Genomic DNA, 18,576 nt, shown 5'->3' with positions numbered 1-18,576 from the left:
GCAAGCTTTACTTTGTTGCTTCGCGCACCAAATCTTCGTGCGGAATATGTCGAACATCAGAACCTTTAGCAATGTAGATGACGAATTCAGCAATATTTTTTGCATGATCACCAATACGTTCAATCGCTTTAGCAATTGTTAGCATATCGAGACCAATGGAAATGATGTGCGGATCCTCAGACATATAGGTAATGAGCTTGCGAACAAATCCACGGAACTCCTCATCAATCTGTCGATCTTCAGCAACCACTTCAGCAGCTGCAACAGTATCTAAGCGAGCGAATGCATCAAGACTGCGGCGGAGCAGATTAATGGCCATTTGGCCCGATAGACGAATCTCAGCAACGTTGATATTGTGAGTCGCACCAGATTCAATGAGACGCTTTGTACGCTTTGCAACGCGCTCAGCTTCATCACCAGCTCGCTCTAAATTGGTAATTGCCTTTGATACAGCCATGACCAAGCGTAGATCACGAGCAGTAGGCTGACGTCGAGCAATGACCTCTGTACATGCTAAGTCAATCTGAATTTCAAGATCATTTACAAGTTTTTCATTTTCGATCACTACATTGCAAGTCTCGATATCCATTTGAGTGAATGCACGCATTGCAGTGGCAATCTGGGACTCAACTAGACCACCCATTTCTAGCAATCGGCTAGAGAGTGAATTCAGATCAGCGTCAAATTGTGATGATAGGTGTTTATCTGGCATATTCATCTCCCAATCAACCGAAGCGGCCGGTTATATAGTCTTCTGTTTCTTTGCGCTTAGGTTTAATAAATATTTCATCAGTTTTACCATATTCAACCAAGCTTCCGAGATACATGTAAGCAGTGTAATCGGATACGCGAGCCGCTTGCTGCATATTATGAGTAACGATTGCAATGGTGTACTCATGCTTTAGTTCGTTAATGAGTTCCTCAATTTTGCCGGTAGAGATTGGATCTAGGGCTGAAGTAGGCTCATCCAACAGAATGATAGATGGCTTTACTGCAACACCACGTGCGATACATAGACGCTGCTGCTGACCACCCGATAGCGATAAACCGCTTTGATTTAACTTATCCTTAGCCTCAGTCCACAAGGCAGCCTTATTGAGAGCCCATTCAACCCTCTCATCCATTTCTGAACGAGACAGCTTTTCATAAAGGCGCACACCAAAGGCGATGTTTTCATAGATAGACATCGGGAATGGAGTTGGCTTTTGGAAAACCATACCAATACGTGAACGCAAGAGGTTCAAGTCTTGACCTGGCTCGAGAATATTTTGGCCGTAGAAATTGATTTCACCTTCGGCACGTTGACCTGGGTAGAGGTCATACATACGGTTGAGGGTCCGTAATAGGGTTGACTTACCGCAGCCAGATGGCCCAATAAATGCAGTAACCTTGCCCTGCTCAATATCCAGATTGATATTCTTTAGACCTTGAAATGCGCCGTAAAAGAAATTTAGGTTTCTTACTTCAAGGGCATTGACAGCTTTTTGCCCTCCATTTTGATTAGTTGCTTCCACGCTACCCCCTTGACTATCAATCTTGTTTAAGTCGAACATTGTTTTCATGTTGCTCATCATCCTTGCACCTTCTCACGGAATACGACACGCGCCAGAATATTGAGACCTAGCACGGCAAATGTAATGAGAAGCGCTCCACCCCAAGCTAATTCAACCCAGTTATCGTATGGGCTCATTGCAAATTGGAAGATCACCACAGGCAAGTTAGCCATTGGCGCATTCATATTGGTAGAGAAAAATTGGTTATTCAGCGCGGTAAATAACAATGGCGCTGTCTCACCGCTCACACGAGCTAGCGCAAGCAAAATACCAGTCATGACACCACTCTGCGCTGCTCTCAAAGTGATCATGAAAGCAACTTTCCACTTTGGGGTACCCAGAGCATAAGCTGCTTCACGCAAACTACCAGGTACCAAGCGCAACATATTTTCCGTTGTTCGAACCACTACTGGTATTGCAATGAGTGAGAGCGCAATAGTGCCAGCCCAACCAGAAAAGTGTTTGGCTTGAGCAACCACAAAAGCGTACACAAACAAACCGATCACAATAGATGGGGCAGATAGCATGATGTCAGTAACAAAGCGGGTTATAGCTGCTACCTTGCTGCGATCGCCATACTCAGAAAGATAAAGACCTGCAAGCACACCAATTGGAGTACTAATTAAAGTACAAAAACCCACCAATAGAAGGCTTCCAACAATAGCGTTAGCCAAACCGCCGCCATCAGATCCTGGGGCTGGAGTGCTATGCGTAAAGAGCGACAAATCAATTGCCGAAAAACCCTTAATGACTAAAACACTCAAAATCCAAAGCAAGAAGACCATTCCCAAAAGCATGGCCCCCATAGAGAGAGTTAAACCAATTTTGTTGGCACGTTTGCGCTTAGCAAAAATGGATGCATCAATATTAGAAGTATTGTTCATGTTTTCAGACCCTGCTTCTTCTCCATATTATTTAGCATCCACTTAGCACATGCCAACACAATGAAGGTAATAATAAAAAGCGCCAATCCCAAAGCAAATAAGGAAGATAAATGGTTACCAGCCTCAGCCTCGCCAAACTCGTTAGCTAAGGTAGAGGCAATTGATGTGCCTGGAGCAAATAATGATGCAGAGAGGCGATGTGCATTACCAATCACGAAGGTAACAGCCATTGTTTCACCAAGTGCACGCCCTAATCCCAACATCACTCCACCGATCACACCAGCCTTTGTATAAGGAAGCACGACATTTTTGACCACTTCCCAAGTTGTGCAACCAATACCATAAGCAGACTCTTTTAATACCGGCGGAACAATTTCAAAAACGTCACGCATAACTGAAGCTATGAAGGGCAGAATCATCATGGCCAATATCAAGCCTGCGCACAAAACACCAATGCCATTAAACGCACCAGAGAACAAAATTCCCAAGCCAGGCACTTGGCCCAGGGTTGCGGCTAACGCTGGCTCGATGTACTCGGCAAACAGCGGAGCAAAAATAAAGAGACCAAACATACCGTAAATAATGGATGGGACTGCTGCCAACAATTCAACTGCAGTACCTAGCGGTCTACGGAGGTAACCAGGACAAAGCTCTGTTAGAAATACCGCAATACCAAAACTCAGTGGAACGGCAATTAACAATGCAATAACAGAAGTAATGACCGTGCCATAAATGGCAATTAGGCCACCAAACTCACCGTTCACAATGTCCCATTCTTGGGTCACAAAAAAGGCTGGACCGAAGGTATGTAATGCAGGCCATGCATTGATCACCAAAGAAATCAAGATACCCATCAGAGCGATTAATACTGACAAGGCAAAAAATTGAGTAATCCCATGAAACAAAAAGTCTTGGACTCTTTGTAATTTAGCGATTCTGAGAGCTTGTGGCGTTGGCGCTGATTGAGACTGCGTTATATCCATCATATTTTCTACAATTTAAATATTGAAACAGCCCCACGGACTTGTGGAGCTGTTCATTAAAGAATGTGAAAGCTAAAAAATATCAACGCTTATTTTGTAATTACCTTAGTAAATACATTTTTGCGAATGAAGTCTGTAGTAGCGTCAGGCATTGGTACATAATCCAACTCTTCAGCCATTTTCTTGCCTTCTTTGAATGCAAATTCAAAGAATTTGATTACTTCAGCAGAGTTAGCCTTGTTCTCAGGTTTCTTGTACATCAAGATGAAAGAAGCGCCAGTAATAGGCCATGATTTAGCACCAGATGCATTGGTGATGAATGTGCCCATACCAGGAATCTTTGCCCAGTCAGTACCAGCTGCTGCAGCTGCAAAAGTTGCATCATCTGGGGCTACGAAGTTACCATCTTTGTTCTTCAAAGAAATGAAAGTCATCTTATTTTTCTTGGCGTAAGCATACTCAACATAACCAATGGAATTCTTGACGCGGGTGACGTTAGCAGCAACACCTTCGTTACCTTTTCCACCAACTGTTGAAGCAGCAGGCCACTTAACGTTTGCACCAGAACCCACAGCATCTTTGAACAACGTGCTGGTTTTAGCCAAATAGTCGGTAAAGATTGCTGTTGTGCCAGAGCCATCAGCACGAGTTACTACAGTGATTGGACCAGAAGGAATCTTTAAGCCAGGATTCATGATGGCAATACGCTTATCGCCCCAGTCAGAAATGACGCCTTGAAAAATATCAGCCAATGTAGGGCCATCTAATTTAATTTCGCCTGGCTTAACACCATCAACGTTAATAACCGGTACAACGCCACCGATGATTGCTGGGAACTGAACCAAGCCATCAGCTTCGAGCTCTTCGAACTTCACTGGATTGTCAGTTGCACCAAAATCAACAGTCTTTGCTTTAATCTGTTTGATACCACCAGAGGAGCCAATAGACTGATAGTTCAAATTTGAACCTGTCTTCGCCTTGAAAGCTTCTGCCCATTTAGCGTAAATAGGGTACGGGAATGTCGCACCCGCACCGGTCATGTCAACAGCGAAAGCGGCTGGGGCAAGAGAAATAGCAATAATTACTAGTGCTTTTTTCAAGAAAGATTTCATTTGATCAGTCCTTAGTTAGAAGTAACGCAACATCGCGATATTCGGACAATACGGATCAACTATGACGCTTTCATGACATTTGCCATTCAATCAAAATAAATTCAATTAAATCAATAACATGAGAATACTGATCGAGAAATTATTTAGATAATTTTCTTTAGTTTTAGGGCACCATAAACACCAGCGCCAGCTAGCGACATTAAAACCATGACCTCAAAAAATGAGCCTTTCAGGCCTGGTAAGTCCTCCATATTCATCCCCATAATGCCGCTTAGCAATGTCATCGGAAGAAATATCACAGTCATCACAGATAAAACATGCAAATTTTTAGCGTTAAATTCTGCTACGTGAGCCGCTTGTTCGTCCTGAAGCAATTTAGCGCGGTCGTAAAGACTTGCTATCTCCTGCGCTAGGTAGCTTAGCAAATCCAAGTCATCATTAAGACTATGCTTATCTTCCTCACTAAACCAATAGGGTAGACGCTTTAAAAGCCGATGTAATGCTACTAATTCAGGAGAAAAATGCCGCCTGAGACGACTGCACTGCATGCGAATGCGTCCAAGTGTTTCATGCTCAGGAAACTCTCTACCCTTAAGCAGCTTTTCTTCTAAGCCATCCATATCCTCAGATAAATGAACTAATAAGGAGCGTAAGTGCTCTGCACGCAAATCAAGAAGCTCATGGAAAAGCTCAATAGTCGATGCGGGGTTAATATGGCCACTTCGAAGTTCATATCGCAGGTTGTCAGTAGTTCTTAAGGGATTATTTCTCAGAGAGACCATTAATTTGGGCGTCAAGATAGCCCATAGGGTTCCAAGGCCTGCATCAGCACTAATGTCACCAAACTCTTGCTGAAAATCATTCATCACCATGAGAAGGCAATCATCGAGTTTTTCTATCCGCTCAAGACGACTTAGATTTACCCCCTCTTCTATCATTTCTACAACTCGCTCTGGGATCAGTGGGGTATCTACCAGCCATCGCTGAATTTGGGAGTTGGAAAGATTTAAATGTAACCAAACCGATACGTTTTCATCTTCTAAGGCCTGAGGAATCTCAAACAATGGAATTTCATAGCCCCTACCTGATTGAGGCATTGCCCAGGCAAATACGACTCCAGCGACTGGAAAGGGTTTATGGATAATGGCTTGAGACATAACAAAATTGTATGACACAACTTACAAAAGCCCCCTCACTGATGACATAAAAGCGTCACGACATTGCGCTAAAAGTTCATGTGAGCTAGATCTATTCTGACTTATGGCTTTGAATTTAATGGGGGTGAACTATCCATGCAATACCAAATTATTCCCCTAGAAATAGGCTCCTTAGTAGAGCGCTATATTTTTCAGCAAAAAAATAAAGAGATTAAATGCGGTAAGGTGTGGAAACTAGGCTCTGTTCTAACATCTATAAAACCTAATTTTATAGATGACTATGATCCCAATCTCGGGATTTGTATCGAAAATATACCTGGCGGTCAAATCAGCCAAACTTATGGTGGAGAAAAAGTCATTTACTTCTCTGAAACAATAGATCATGAGGAGCAAGATGAATTGACGGATATTTTTTATCAGAGTAGTAAAAAATATGCCAAAAATTTTTCTGATGTATTCCATGATCTGGGCTGGAAGCAAGTAAGCTTCAATACCTATATTTTTGGTGAACTTGAAATTAAAGAACTACGAGAATCATCTCACCCCAATAAACATATATGAAATTACATATTGCATTCTTACTTGCTCTACTAACCAGTATCTCAACCTCTCTGAATGCCCAATCATCCTCTGCGTTTAAGTTCGTGGCATTGGGAGATATGCCCTACAACATTCCTAGTGACTATCAGCGTTATGAGCGGCTCATAAGCGCTATTAATCAGACCAACCCCAGTTTCAGTATTTTTGTTGGAGATACAAAGTCAGGTTCCACACCATGTAGCGATGAATACAACCAAAAGGTAAAGAACTATTTCAATCAATTCAGTGCACCACTCATCTACAGCATCGGGGATAACGAATGGACAGATTGTCATCGTCCATTAGCAGGTTCATACGACCCAATAGAGCGCTTAGAAAGCGTGCGAGCAACTTTTTTCAACTCTTCAAAAAGTTTAGGGAAAAAGCAAATAGACCTCGTGCGTCAGGCAGATATTGATTCTCAATTTATAAAATACGTAGAGAACTCTTATTGGTTAAAAAATAAATTTATTTTTGTAAATCTGCACATACCTGGTTCTAACAATAATTATGAAAGAAATGAAAGCGCAAAGGCAGAGTATCAAGACAGAAATCGCGCAAACATTTCTTGGATCAATCACATCTTTTCAATCGCTAAGTCATCCGATATTGACGGTATCGTATTGGCATATCAAGCTGATATGTTTTATCACCCATCCCAAGCGACAAGTCCTGAAAGTGGGTATCGAGATACCTTGGTGGTTCTGAGCCAAAAAGCTTCTGAATTTAAAAAGCCGATACTCTTAATACATGGCGACAGTCATAGACTAATCATTGATCAACCACTTAAAACAGCGGATCAAAAAGGCTATCTCGAAAATGTAATCCGCCTAGAGGTAATGGGGGCAGAACAAATACAGGCTGTTGAGATTCAGGTGAATCCTCAATCAGCACAACCCTTTGGATTCAAGCCGATAATCCTACGAGAAAATATGTTGAACCCCTAAGGTTCTTCATGTTTACCTACCAATGTTACCCATATAGAGGTCTTAAGCTGATACTAAATAGAGTTATCAGTGGGTACTAAATCAGCAATACTTTTAGCAGAACTCATAGCAAGGTCAGCGTCTTGAGTTTCAACCATTACCCTGAGAAGTGGCTCTGTGCCAGATGCACGAATGAGTACCCTTCCAATGTTCTTGAGCTCGTTTTCTACTTTTGAAATCTGTTTTTTAAGAACTTCATCTGCTTTCCAGTCATAGCCTTGCTTAAATTTCACATTCAGAAGCACTTGTGGAAAGATCTTCACTGAGTCGAGTAGTTGCGCTAAGCTCTTCTTATTCATACTCATAGCAGCCAAAACTTGGAGTGCGGCAATCGTGCCATCACCGGTTGAGTGTTGATCCAAGCAAAGCAAATGACCTGAGCCCTCTCCGCCAATAATCCAGCCCTTTTGCTTTAAAAGTTCTAATACATAGCGATCACCGACATTGGCACGATCAAAACCAATACCCAGTCCTTTGATGGCATTTTCAACGGCTAAATTGGTCATGAGCGTACCAACGGCACCACCAATCTTTTCACCTCGATCTAAACGATCTTTAGCGAGGACATATAGTAATTCGTCACCATTAAATAAGCGACCAGTAGCATCTACCATCTGAAGTCGATCAGCATCGCCATCTAAAGCAATACCTAAATCAGCGTTGACCTCTTTGACCTTAGCAATCAAGGCAGCGGGTGCTGTAGCACCGCAACCATCGTTAATATTGCGGCCATCTGGATTGACGCCAATGGCAATCACTTCAGCACCCAGTTCATGAAATACGTGAGGAGCCGTATGGTACGCAGCTCCATTAGCGCAATCAACTACCAGCTTTAATCCTTTGAGGTTAAGCTCACCTGGAAATGTCGATTTACAAAACTCAATATAACGTCCGGCTGCATCATCCAATCGGTAAGCCTTGCCTAATTCTTTTGAATTAACGCAACCCATCGGTTTTGATAGCTCTGCCTCAATGGCAAGCTCAAACGCATCATCTAACTTATCGCCATTTGCCGAGAAAAACTTAATCCCGTTATCTTGATAAGGATTGTGCGATGCAGAGATCACGATGCCTGCTGATAATCGCAATGCTTTAGTAAGGTAGGCCACTCCCGGAGTTGGAATCGGACCGCATAGCATGACATCAACACCAGCAGCTGCAAAACCGGCCTCTAAAGCGGCCTCTAATAAATAACCTGAGACACGCGTGTCTTTGCCAATTAATACTTTGCAACGCTCGCCTGGTTTAGCATTCTTGTTCAACACCATGCCAGCGGCATAACCCAAGCGGGTCATAAATTCAGGCACGATCGGAAAAGTTCCAACCTCGCCACGAATACCATCAGTTCCAAAGTATTGTTTTTTCATGGATGTCATTATAAAACTGTGAAGCAAGGGTTTTAAAACCCAAGTCTAGGTATATACAGCCTCCCACAGCTTTAAAGCATCGATCGTCTCTGGTACATCATGCACCCTCACGATCTTGGCGCCTCGATCTGCCGCCATGATAGCTGCAGCAATGCTGGGAGCAACGCGCTCATTAGTGTCTTTACCTGTAATTTTTCCGATCATTGACTTGCGAGATATTCCGGCAAGAACTGGATAGCCAAGTTCAGAGAAGCTTTGGAAATTAGTCAGCATATTGAGGTTATGTACAAGACTCTTACCAAATCCAAAGCCAGGATCGATTGCAATGCGGTGATGGTCAATCCCTTTTCCGATTAACAGGTCGATACGTTCTTTTAGAAACTGCTTCACCTCAGCAACCACGTCAAGATACTCAGGATTAAATTGCATTGTGATCGGGTCGCGCTGCATATGCATTAATAGAATGCCGCAATTCGAATTATCAAGAACAGCATTTACAGCACCCTCTTGTCTAAGTGCCCAAATATCATTCACACAATCAACGCCAGACTTTAGCGCTTGGCGCATGGTTTCTGCTTTGTAGGTATCGATCGATAGCGGTACTCCACAATCTTTTAAGCCCTCAATCACTGGCAGCACGCGATCTAATTCTTCTTGAAGTGATACTGGTTCGGCGCCAGGTCTAGTGGACTCACCGCCAATATCAATCAAATCAACACCACTCTTAATCATCAGCTCTGCTTGAGCAATTGCATCATTGGCGTTTCGAAATTGGCCGCCATCCGAAAATGAATCAGGCGTAGCGTTCAGAATGCCCATCACAATGGGGCGCTTACGTTTGCTGAAGTCAAAAAGAAAACGCCCACAACGCCATGTTGTGGGCATCTCTTGAATGCCTATCTTAACCATAAAGCTCTATTTAAGCTGTGGCTGGAGCGCTACCGGCTGCTGGACCTGGTGTACCAGCGGAGTTACCAAATTGGGTTGCAGGTGGCGGTTTAGGAGCACGGGGTGGACGACCCTCCATGATGTCATTGATTTGCTCTGCATCAATGGTCTCCCATTCAAGCAATGCAGCAACCATGGCTTCAACCTTGTCGCGGTTTTGCTCCAAGATCGACTTCGCCAAAGCATATTGACTATCGATCAACATCCGAATCTCGGCATCAACCTTTTGCTGGGTTAATTCAGAAACAGTCTTAGTGCTATTGCGACCAAAAATGCTCTCTGATTCTGTATCGACATAAACCATCGTACCCAAGCTATCACTCATACCGTAGCGTGTCACCATATCACGCGCCATTTTGGTAGCACGTTCGAAATCATTTGATGCGCCAGTACTCATAGAGTGCAAGAAGACTTCTTCAGCAGCGCGGCCGCCAAACAAAATCGCCAACTCTTCCAACATGCGATCTTTGTAAAGATTCACACGGTCAAATTCCGGCAGTTGCCAAGTCACACCCAGTGCCATGCCGCGGGGCATGATGGTCACTTTATGGACTGGGTCGGCCTTAGGTAGGATCTTTGCTACAACCGCATGGCCAGACTCGTGATATGCCGTATTACGGCGCTCTTCTTCACGCATCACAGCAGACTTACGCTCAGGACCCATATAGATCTTGTCTTTAGCGTCTTCAAAGTCTTTCATATCCACTGAACGCTTATTGCGGCGTGCAGCAAACAAAGCGGCCTCATTGACCAAGTTAGCTAAATCAGCGCCCGAGAAGCCAGGGGTGCCACGCGCTAGTACAGCAGCATTCACATCTGGGTCGATAGGAACCTTACGCATATGTACCTGTAAAATCTGCTCACGACCGCGAATGTCTGGCAAGCCCACATGTACTTGACGGTCAAAACGACCTGGGCGTAATAACGCCTTATCCAACACATCAGAACGGTTCGTCGCGGCAACTACGATTACGCCGCTATTGCTTTCAAAACCATCCATTTCAACGAGCATTTGGTTTAGCGTTTGTTCACGCTCATCGTTACCGCCGCCCATGCCGGCTCCGCGATGACGACCAACTGCATCAATCTCATCAATAAAGATGATGCAAGGAGAATTCTTCTTAGCATTCTCAAACATATCGCGCACACGTGAAGCACCAACACCCACAAACATCTCTACGAAATCAGAACCTGAAATGGAGAAGAACGGCACTTTTGCTTCACCCGCAATGGCGCGTGCCAAAAGAGTCTTACCAGTTCCTGGAGGACCTACAAGCAATACACCATGCGGAATACGTCCACCCAGCTTCTGAAATTTTTGAGGATCTTTTAAGAAGTCAACTAATTCAAAAACTTCTTCTTTTGCTTCATCGCAACCTGCAACATCAGCAAAGGTAACAGTGTTGCTGTTCTCATCAATTAAGCGCGCTTTAGATTTACCAAAGGAAAATGCCCCACCTTTGCCGCCACCTTGCATCTGACGCATCATGAAAAACCAGAAACCAATGATCAATAAAGTCGGTCCGAGATAATACAAAGCAGAAACCAACATATTGGGTTCATCTTCTGCTTTACCAGTAACTTGTACGCCGTATTTCATTAAGTCACCAACCATCCAGATATCGCCTGGAGAGATGATGGAATACTTATTACCGTCTGCGGGTGTCACTTGCAATGTCCGACCCTGCACATCGACACGTTTTACTTTGCCTGCCTTGGCATCATCCATGAATTGGGAATACGTGACTTGATTTTGGTCCTTAGGCTTATCAAACTGTTTGAAAACAGTGAAGAGCACCAAGCCCACAATGAGCCACACGCCGATTTTTTGGAACATATTGCTGTTCAAAATTGAGTCCTTTTCTGGATAAATCCAGGAGTTAAAGCAAATCGCTACCTAAGTATTTGATTCTACTACCAGCCTTTTTCAAGGGCTAATGGCTTGTTTATTTGATAAACCCATGTATTTCAGGGGGTTATTGGAGATTGATGGGGCTATTTCCTAGCTTATTTAGATGGCTTGAGGTTTCTGCCCAAAAGGAAGATCTCTGAAGACCTTGCCCGAGAAGCTTTGGGCTTTCTGGATGCTACTGATTTGAAGACCTTTTTAAAGGATTCAACGATCTGGCTGTAGCCGCTACCATTAAAGCATTTAATCAGCAAAGCACCTTCTGGCTTCAGATGGTCGACTGCAAAATCAAGGGCTATCTCAGCCAAAAAGGCCATACGCGCAGCATCAGCCACCCCGACTCCGGACAGATTAGGCGCCATGTCGGAAAGCACGAGATCCACTTTGCCATCAGCACTTTTTGGCAATAAAGCCTCCAGTGCTGCAAGCCCTTCGTCCTCTCTAAAGTCACCTTGAATAAAACTTACATCAGCAATATCTTCCATCGGCAAGATATCGATGGCAATAATTTGGCCATCAGGCTTGCCGGACTCGATATTGGGATTACTTTTGCCTAATTCAGTTAAACGATTACGGGCGTACTGAGACCAGCTACCTGGAGCACTACCCAAGTCCACAATGGTCATACCTGCTTTGATGAGTTGATCTTGCTCGTCAATTTCACTGAGCTTGTAAACCGCTCTAGCGCGATAGCCCTCTTTTTGAGCCATCTTCACATAGGGATCAGTTAAATGATCCTGCAACCAACTTTTATTAAATTTATTCTTTGCCACAACGTACCCACTTTCGCCCTACATTTTCCTAGTTTCTGCCCCCTAAAGCAAAAGGAATTGCTCTAAAACGGCTCAAATCTCTTTTAAATAGGCTCATTTAGACATCAATGCTCTATCATCAAGCCCATGACCGCACTATCCATCACCCCCCAACAACGTAAATCTCTCAAAGCCGATGCCCATGACTTAAGTCCCGTGGTGATGGTTGGTGGAGATGGCTTAACACCTGCTGTGATCAAAGAAGCAAAACTTGCTATCAACCATCATGGTTTGATCAAGATCCGTGTGTTTGGCGATGATCGTGAAGCGCGTCTGGCTATTTATGAAGAGCTATGTGACAAGCTTGATGCCGCTCCAGTGCAGCACATTGGTAAATTACTGGTTCTTTGGAAACCCAAAGATATCGTTGATGAGGCCTACGCCAACTTAGGTCGCTCAAGCAAGCAAACCAAAAAGATATTGCAAGCACCTAGAACAAAACGTCAACCGAATCGTGTACCAGCTAAATCTGGCGTGCGCACCAGCACTTCAGAAAGATCTGATCGACGCTCCATCAGCAAGTCGCCGTTTGAACGTGCTGCAGCTGTGAAGTCTGCAACGCCAAAGAAACGCGTACTGCGTTCAGAGGCCGCTGAATCTAAGATTGGCTGGTCATCACCAGGTTACCGTAAAGCTGCTGCAGCACCAGCGCCAATTAAGCGACGCAAGGTTCGCATGAGCAGCAACAAAAAGAAATCGCTTGGGTCTTAAACTGCAACCGAATGTGTTGCAAAGGATTTACAAAACGCCGCTAGTCGGCGTTTTTTGTTGCTCGCCATACTAAGAGCAAACCTAAGGCCGATTGAATCATGAATAAGACAGTAGACACGCCATGTAAACGCCCAAACAGCATCGCATTACTTGACTCACGTATAGCAAGTCCGGCATATAGAGCCTGATCTCTGAGGGAATTCATCCAGGGGATGATAATCAAAGCAGCGCCAATCGCGCAGGCGAGCATGCCTAATAAAATCCAACGGATCAACGTGTAATGTTGATGACCCTGTCGCACTAAATGATTGGCCATCACCATCAAAAATCCACTCAGAGCAACGCCAATATATGCAGTTGCTTTAAACAATAATGCTGCAACCATGCCAGCAACTTGACGATCGCCAAGCGTAGAAAATAAAACTGGTACAACCAGAAAACCAACGGTGATAAAACTACCTACCCACAACCCAGAGAGGATGTTAAAGAATCTCTGGGTTCGGGGATGAGTCATTAGATGTAGCGAATCGCCAGAATTTCAACCTCACGATTACCGCCAGGGGCTTGAACAGCAACCACATCACCCTCTTCCTTACTAATTAAGGCGCGAGCAATTGGAGAGCTAATAGAGATTTTATTAAATGCAATATCAGCTTCATCATCACCAACAATTTGGTAGGTGAACTTTGTGCCATCTTCAAGATCCTCAAGATCAACCGTAGCGCCAAAGACAATCCGACCCGATACATCTAATGATGCAGGGTCAATGATTTGGGCGGCAGAAAGCTTACCCTCGAGTTCTTGGATGCGGCCTTCGATAAAGCCCTGTTTTTCTTTAGCGGCATCGTATTCGGCGTTCTCAGATAAATCGCCTTGAGCACGTGCTTCAGAAATGGCGTTAATCACAGCCGGACGTTCTACATGCTTTAAGCGATGCAACTCCTCTTTGAGGAGTTCTGCACCGCGTTTGGTAATTGGAATTGTGCTCATGCTACTCACCTAACTTAAAAACAGGCGCAAAACGCGCCTATGAGTTCGATTTTAAATTAAATGAGCGCTCGATGTAAGTCTTGCAGAGAATAGACCTCTAGTGACTCTTTACTGCCATTCTGAGATGCTAGCAAACCATCCATCACTGCGCGAGCTGCACTAATGGTGGTGTAGTACGTCACGCCATTAGCTTGAGCGCTGGTCCGGATAGATCTAGAGTCAGCAATCGCAGTGCGGGTTTCATCAACAGTCGTAAATACCAATGAGATTTCTCCATTCTTAATGAAATCAACAATGTGTGGACGACCATCTTTCACCTTATTCACTAAGCGCACCGGTAACCCAGCAGCCTCAATCGCCGCTGCTGTACCTTTGGTAGCAACCATAGGGAATCCCAGCTGATGCAAAAGTTTAGCAACTTCAACCGCTTTAGGCTTATCACTATCTTTTACGGTCAGAAGTACTGTGCCGCTCTTAGGTAATTTGATACCAGCGCCCAACTGAGACTTAAATAAAGCCTCGCCGAAGGTTTTACCGACACCCATCACTTCGCCAGTAGAGCGCATTTCTGGTCCGAGGATTGGATCGATGCCAGGGAACTTATTAAATGGGAATACCGCCTCTTTGATAGAGAAGTATGGAGGCTTCACTTCAGACTTAATGCCTTGTTGCTCGAGTGATTGACCGACCATGCAGCGGGCTGCGATCTTTGCTAACTGCAAGCCTGTTGCTTTAGAAACAAATGGCACGGTACGTGAGGCACGTGGATTGACCTCTAATACATAGATCACATCCTTGCCATCGACATTCTGAATCGCAAACTGTACGTTCATTAAGCCAACAACATTAAGTCCTTTTGCCATGGCCGCAGTTTGACGCTTAATCTCTTCGACAGTTGCATCAGACAAAGAGTATGGTGGCAATGAACAAGCAGAGTCGCCAGAGTGCACTCCGGCTTGCTCAATATGTTCCATCACACCGCCAATAAATACTTTTGCACCGTCACTAATGCAATCGACATCGCACTCAATGGCATCATTTAAGAAGCGATCAAGCAATACTGGAGAATCATGGGATACCTTCACTGCTTCGCGCATATAGCGCTCGAGATCACGGCCATCATGAACGATTTCCATCGCACGGCCACCAAGCACATAGGATGGACGAACCACTAATGGGTAACCAATCTCTTCGGCAAGCTTCAGTGCCTCTTCTTCAGTGCGTGCAGTACGATTCGGTGGCTGACGCAAACCGAGGTCTTGCAATAGTTTCTGGAAGCGCTCACGGTCCTCTGCAGCGTCAATCATATCTGGCGATGTACCAATGATCGGCACGCCATTTCGCTCGAGGTCTAAGGCAAGCTTCAAAGGTGTTTGACCGCCATACTGAACAATGACGCCGTTTGGTTTTTCCTTGGCTACGATTTCCAATACGTCTTCGAGCGTCAATGGCTCAAAGTAGAGTCGATCAGAAGTATCGTAGTCAGTGGAAACCGTTTCTGGGTTGCAGTTGACCATAATGGTTTCATAACCATCATCGCGCATTGCTAAAGCGGCGTGGACACAGCAATAGTCAAACTCAATACCCTGACCAATACGATTTGGACCGCCGCCCAAGACCATAATCTTCTCTTTGGTCGTTGGACGTGATTCGCACTCACCATGTTCAGCTTCATAAGTCGAGTACATGTACGCAGTATTGGTTGAGAATTCTGCAGCGCAGGTATCAACCCGTTTATAGACTGGTACCACTTTCAAACGATGACGGGCTGAGCGAACTGAGGAAGCATCTACACCAAGCAATTTAGCGAGGCGACGATCAGAAAAGCCTTTTTGCTTCACATGACGTAGCTCAGCGGCAGACAAGCTATCAATCTTGCGTTGCTTAAGTTCTGTTTCAATCGCAATCAGCTCTTCGATCTGCTCTAAGAACCAAGGATCCACTTTAGTTTCGTTGTAGATTTCATCTAAGCCCATTCCCATACGGAATGCATCGGCTAGATACCAAATACGATCTGGGCCTGGTTCATTAATTTCATTAATGATGTCATCTAGATCGGTTGACACTTCATCTAAACCATCAACACCTACTTCCAAGCCACGCAAGGCTTTTTGGAAGGACTCCTGGAAGGTGCGCCCAATCGCCATGACTTCGCCAACGGATTTCATCTGTGTGGTTAAGCGAGAATCGGCTTGTGGAAACTTCTCAAAGGCAAAGCGCGGAATCTTCGTGACCACATAGTCAATTGATGGCTCAAACGATGCTGGGGTTGCACCGCCAGTAATATCGTTTTTAAGCTCGTCAAGGGTGTAGCCAACTGCCAATTTCGCTGCGATCTTTGCAATCGGGAATCCAGTGGCTTTTGAAGCTAATGCGGAAGAACGAGACACCCGTGGATTCATCTCAATGACGATCATGCGACCGTCTACTGGATTAATTGAGAACTGAACATTGGAGCCGCCAGTATCAACACCAATTTCGCGCAGTACCGCAATCGATGCATTACGCATGATCTGATACTCTTTATCGGTCAAGGTTTGCGCAGGAGCAACAGTAATGGAGTCTCCGGTATGCACGCCCATTGGATCTAGGTTTTCAATTGAGCAAACAATGATGCAATTGTCGTTACGATCCCGCACGACTTCCATCTCGAACTCTTTCCATCCAAGCAATGATTCTTCAATCAAGAGCTCACGCGTTGGAGATAAATCAAGGCCACGTTTACAAATCTCTTCAAATTCTTCACGGTTATACGCAATACCACCGCCCGATCCACCCATAGTGAATGAAGGGCGAATGACTACCGGGAATCCAGAGCTGCCGGTTTCCTTTTGAATGCGCTGCTGAACTTCATGAGCTTCATCCATGGAATGGGCGATACCCGATTTCGCTGAGCCTAGACCAATCTTGGTCATCGCATCTTTGAATTTCTGACGGTCCTCAGCTTTATCAATGGCTTCTGGCGAGGCGCCAATGAGCTCACAACCATATTTCTCTAGAACGCCATGACGGTGCAAATCCAGAGCACAGTTCAAAGCAGTCTGACCGCCCATCGTAGGCAAAATAGCGTCTGGTTTTTCAGCAGCAATAATGCGTTCAACCACTTCCCATGTGATGGGCTCAATGTAAGTGACATCCGCCATCTCTGGATCAGTCATGATGGTTGCAGGATTGCTGTTCACCAAAATGACTTTGTAACCTTCGTCACGCAATGCTTTACATGCTTGTGCGCCAGAGTAATCAAACTCACAGGCTTGGCCAATCACAATTGGACCAGCTCCAATAATCAGGATGCTCTTAATGTCGCTACGCTTAGGCATTATTTGCCCTCCTTCTTACTGGCAGCATTCATGAGCTCCACAAATCGATCAAATAAATAGGCAATATCATGAGGACCTGGTGAGGCCTCTGGGTGCCCTTGGAAGCACAGTGCTGGCTTATCTGTCCAAGCTAAACCTTGGAGTGAGCCGTCAAATAAAGAAACATGGGTAACACGCAAATTACTTGGAAGCGTATTTGCATCCACTGCAAATCCATGATTTTGTGAAGTAATGGCTACACGACCAGTATCAAGATCTTTTACTGGGTGGTTTGCGCCGTGGTGACCAAACTTCATCTTCAAAGTTTTAGCGCCTGCAGCTAGACCCATGATCTGATGTCCCAAACAAATACCAAAAGTAGGAACGCCCTTTTCAATAATTTCTTTTGCCGCAGCAATCGCATAATCACAAGGCTGCGGATCACCAGGGCCATTGGAGAAAAATACACCGTCAGGATTCATGGCCAATACTTCTGCTGCACTGGTTTGCGCAGGCACGACTGTTAACTCGCATCCACGCTCTGTGAGCATGCGCAAGATATTGCGCTTCACACCAAAGTCATATGCAACCACTTTCTTAGTTGGCTTCGAAATATCTAGAGTTCTGTAGGCGGGTTTACCGTCAGGACCATGCAAATCCCACTCGCCCTCGCGCCATTCATAAGATTTCTGGGTAGTAACGACTTTTGCCAGATCCAATCCAGCCATTCCGGGGAATGCCTTTGCTAACTCTAGCGCTTTTTTTCCTAGCACCTCATAGTCGTCACCAAGCTTGCCAGCAATAATCGCGCCAGACTGAGCGCCTTTATCTCGCAAAATCCGAGTGAGATTACGGGTATCGATTCCGGAGATACTTACTACCCCAGCTTTTGTGAGGTAGCCATCTAGAGTTCCTTCAGATCGGAAATTCGAAACACGCTTTGGTAGATCTTTAATGACTAAGCCTGCAGCATGAATCTGATCAGACTCTGCATCTTGTGCATTGACGCCAACATTACCAATATGAGGATATGTCAGGGTGACGATCTGGCGTGAATAGCTAGGATCAGTGATGATCTCTTGATAACCAGTCAGTGCGGTATTGAAAACGACTTCACCGGTTGTTTCGCCAGGGGCGCCAATACTAAATCCGGGAAAAATTGTGCCGTCGGCTAGAGCCAACACGGCGGGAGGAAAAGAAGGAAGCAAGGGTGACAAACCATCTCCAGTCCCTGCTCCATCCGACGCTCAAAACCCCCAAAAAGACCAACCCGAGGCTTGTTAATG

Annotated in this window: 17 protein-coding genes; 3 read left to right on the top strand and 14 right to left on the bottom strand. The window is 44.9% G+C overall.

Annotated elements, in window-relative coordinates; translation table 11 throughout:
- Positions 1-7 precede the first annotated feature (7 nt).
- From phoU to ICV38_RS04665, 6 genes are all read right to left on the bottom strand, one after another.
- Entirely contained in the window at positions 8-712 is a 705-nt protein-coding gene (phoU, locus tag ICV38_RS04690) for a phosphate signaling complex protein PhoU (protein ID WP_215382566.1), read from the bottom strand.
- Between the two features lie 13 nt (positions 713-725).
- Positions 726-1,562 (bottom strand): phosphate ABC transporter ATP-binding protein PstB, encoded by an 837-nt coding sequence (gene pstB / locus ICV38_RS04685; protein WP_251368246.1) that lies wholly within the window; start codon positions 1,560-1,562, stop codon positions 726-728.
- A gap of 8 nt (positions 1,563-1,570) precedes the next feature.
- A complete protein-coding gene (pstA, locus tag ICV38_RS04680) occupies positions 1,571-2,437 on the bottom strand; it encodes a phosphate ABC transporter permease PstA (protein WP_215382565.1) in 867 nt (288 codons plus the stop codon).
- Positions 2,434-3,423 carry a phosphate ABC transporter permease subunit PstC gene (gene pstC / locus ICV38_RS04675; protein WP_371819243.1) on the bottom strand — a complete coding sequence of 330 codons (990 nt, stop codon included), beginning with the start codon at positions 3,421-3,423 and terminating at the stop codon, positions 2,434-2,436. The genes pstA and pstC overlap by 4 nt, the downstream gene beginning before the upstream one ends.
- Before the next feature lie 86 nt (positions 3,424-3,509).
- Positions 3,510-4,532: a phosphate ABC transporter substrate-binding protein PstS gene (gene pstS, locus ICV38_RS04670; RefSeq protein ID WP_215382564.1), complete on the bottom strand. Its 1,023-nt coding sequence runs from the start codon at positions 4,530-4,532 to the stop codon at positions 3,510-3,512.
- Positions 4,533-4,675: 143 nt separating this feature from the next.
- Positions 4,676-5,689, bottom strand: coding sequence for a CorA family divalent cation transporter (locus ICV38_RS04665; protein ID WP_215382563.1), 1,014 nt, complete (start codon positions 5,687-5,689; stop codon positions 4,676-4,678).
- Positions 5,690-5,824: 135 nt separating this feature from the next.
- Between ICV38_RS04665 and ICV38_RS04660 the strand changes: the two genes are divergently transcribed.
- Both ICV38_RS04660 and ICV38_RS04655 read left to right on the top strand, forming a co-directional pair.
- A complete protein-coding gene (locus tag ICV38_RS04660) occupies positions 5,825-6,250 on the top strand; it encodes a hypothetical protein (protein ID WP_215382562.1) in 426 nt (141 codons plus the stop codon).
- Positions 6,247-7,215 (top strand): hypothetical protein, encoded by a 969-nt coding sequence (locus ICV38_RS04655; RefSeq protein WP_215382561.1) that lies wholly within the window; start codon positions 6,247-6,249, stop codon positions 7,213-7,215. The genes ICV38_RS04660 and ICV38_RS04655 overlap by 4 nt, the downstream gene beginning before the upstream one ends.
- 53 nt (positions 7,216-7,268) lie before the next feature.
- Here ICV38_RS04655 and glmM read toward each other — a convergent pair whose 3' ends face one another.
- The 4 genes from glmM to ICV38_RS04635 form a co-directional block, all read right to left on the bottom strand.
- Positions 7,269-8,621 carry a phosphoglucosamine mutase gene (glmM, locus tag ICV38_RS04650; protein WP_215382560.1) on the bottom strand — a complete coding sequence of 451 codons (1,353 nt, stop codon included), beginning with the start codon at positions 8,619-8,621 and terminating at the stop codon, positions 7,269-7,271.
- A gap of 45 nt (positions 8,622-8,666) precedes the next feature.
- Positions 8,667-9,530 carry a dihydropteroate synthase gene (gene folP, locus ICV38_RS04645; RefSeq protein WP_251368244.1) on the bottom strand — a complete coding sequence of 288 codons (864 nt, stop codon included), beginning with the start codon at positions 9,528-9,530 and terminating at the stop codon, positions 8,667-8,669.
- A 10-nt stretch (positions 9,531-9,540) separates the two neighbouring features.
- Positions 9,541-11,418, bottom strand: coding sequence for an ATP-dependent zinc metalloprotease FtsH (gene ftsH, locus ICV38_RS04640; protein ID WP_215382559.1), 1,878 nt, complete (start codon positions 11,416-11,418; stop codon positions 9,541-9,543).
- Between the two features lie 158 nt (positions 11,419-11,576).
- The gene (locus ICV38_RS04635) at positions 11,577-12,251 is read right to left on the bottom strand and encodes an RlmE family RNA methyltransferase (RefSeq protein WP_215382558.1); all 675 of its coding nucleotides are present in this window, start codon (positions 12,249-12,251) and stop codon (positions 11,577-11,579) included.
- Between the two features lie 126 nt (positions 12,252-12,377).
- Between ICV38_RS04635 and ICV38_RS04630 the strand changes: the two genes are divergently transcribed.
- Positions 12,378-13,001: a YhbY family RNA-binding protein gene (locus ICV38_RS04630; RefSeq protein WP_215382557.1), complete on the top strand. Its 624-nt coding sequence runs from the start codon at positions 12,378-12,380 to the stop codon at positions 12,999-13,001.
- Positions 13,002-13,041: 40 nt separating this feature from the next.
- On the opposite strand, the gene ICV38_RS04625 is transcribed toward ICV38_RS04630, so the two are convergent.
- Genes ICV38_RS04625 through carA form a run of 4 tightly spaced genes read right to left on the bottom strand, consistent with a single transcriptional unit; the run spans position 13,042 to position 18,498 of the window.
- Positions 13,042-13,515, bottom strand: coding sequence for a DUF4149 domain-containing protein (locus ICV38_RS04625; protein WP_215382556.1), 474 nt, complete (start codon positions 13,513-13,515; stop codon positions 13,042-13,044).
- A complete protein-coding gene (gene greA, locus ICV38_RS04620) occupies positions 13,515-13,991 on the bottom strand; it encodes a transcription elongation factor GreA (RefSeq protein WP_215382555.1) in 477 nt (158 codons plus the stop codon). Before greA ends, ICV38_RS04625 begins: the two co-directional genes overlap by 1 nt.
- Positions 13,992-14,047: 56 nt before the next feature.
- Positions 14,048-17,311, bottom strand: coding sequence for a carbamoyl-phosphate synthase large subunit (gene carB, locus ICV38_RS04615; RefSeq protein ID WP_215382554.1), 3,264 nt, complete (start codon positions 17,309-17,311; stop codon positions 14,048-14,050).
- Positions 17,311-18,498 carry a glutamine-hydrolyzing carbamoyl-phosphate synthase small subunit gene (carA, locus tag ICV38_RS04610; protein ID WP_215382553.1) on the bottom strand — a complete coding sequence of 396 codons (1,188 nt, stop codon included), beginning with the start codon at positions 18,496-18,498 and terminating at the stop codon, positions 17,311-17,313. Before carA ends, carB begins: the two co-directional genes overlap by 1 nt.
- Between the last annotated feature and the right edge of the window lie 78 nt (positions 18,499-18,576).

Origin of the sequence: Polynucleobacter sp. MG-6-Vaara-E2, assembly GCF_018687695.1 — a bacterium.
Lineage (GTDB): Bacteria > Pseudomonadota > Gammaproteobacteria > Burkholderiales > Burkholderiaceae > Polynucleobacter.
The sequence above is the reverse complement of the archived record's forward strand: the minus strand, read 5'-3'. Positions and strand labels throughout refer to the sequence as shown.

What these genes read in the sequence shown, in the direction of transcription:
- phoU (WP_215382566.1), bottom strand. Translation starts at nt 712, where the DNA reads ATGCCAGATAAACACCTATCATCACAATTTGACGCTGATCTGAATTCA.
- greA (WP_215382555.1), bottom strand. Translation starts at nt 13,991, where the DNA reads ATGAGCACAATTCCAATTACCAAACGCGGTGCAGAACTCCTCAAAGAG.
- folP (WP_251368244.1), bottom strand. Translation starts at nt 9,530, where the DNA reads ATGGTTAAGATAGGCATTCAAGAGATGCCCACAACATGGCGTTGTGGG.
- pstA (WP_215382565.1), bottom strand. Translation starts at nt 2,437, where the DNA reads ATGAACAATACTTCTAATATTGATGCATCCATTTTTGCTAAGCGCAAA.
- pstC (WP_371819243.1), bottom strand. Translation starts at nt 3,423, where the DNA reads ATGATGGATATAACGCAGTCTCAATCAGCGCCAACGCCACAAGCTCTC.
- carB (WP_215382554.1), bottom strand. Translation starts at nt 17,311, where the DNA reads ATGCCTAAGCGTAGCGACATTAAGAGCATCCTGATTATTGGAGCTGGT.
- pstS (WP_215382564.1), bottom strand. Translation starts at nt 4,532, where the DNA reads ATGAAATCTTTCTTGAAAAAAGCACTAGTAATTATTGCTATTTCTCTT.
- ICV38_RS04625 (WP_215382556.1), bottom strand. Translation starts at nt 13,515, where the DNA reads ATGACTCATCCCCGAACCCAGAGATTCTTTAACATCCTCTCTGGGTTG.
- ICV38_RS04665 (WP_215382563.1), bottom strand. Translation starts at nt 5,689, where the DNA reads ATGTCTCAAGCCATTATCCATAAACCCTTTCCAGTCGCTGGAGTCGTA.
- ICV38_RS04660 (WP_215382562.1), top strand. Translation starts at nt 5,825, where the DNA reads ATGCAATACCAAATTATTCCCCTAGAAATAGGCTCCTTAGTAGAGCGC.
- glmM (WP_215382560.1), bottom strand. Translation starts at nt 8,621, where the DNA reads ATGAAAAAACAATACTTTGGAACTGATGGTATTCGTGGCGAGGTTGGA.
- ICV38_RS04655 (WP_215382561.1), top strand. Translation starts at nt 6,247, where the DNA reads ATGAAATTACATATTGCATTCTTACTTGCTCTACTAACCAGTATCTCA.
- pstB (WP_251368246.1), bottom strand. Translation starts at nt 1,562, where the DNA reads ATGAAAACAATGTTCGACTTAAACAAGATTGATAGTCAAGGGGGTAGC.
- ICV38_RS04630 (WP_215382557.1), top strand. Translation starts at nt 12,378, where the DNA reads ATGACCGCACTATCCATCACCCCCCAACAACGTAAATCTCTCAAAGCC.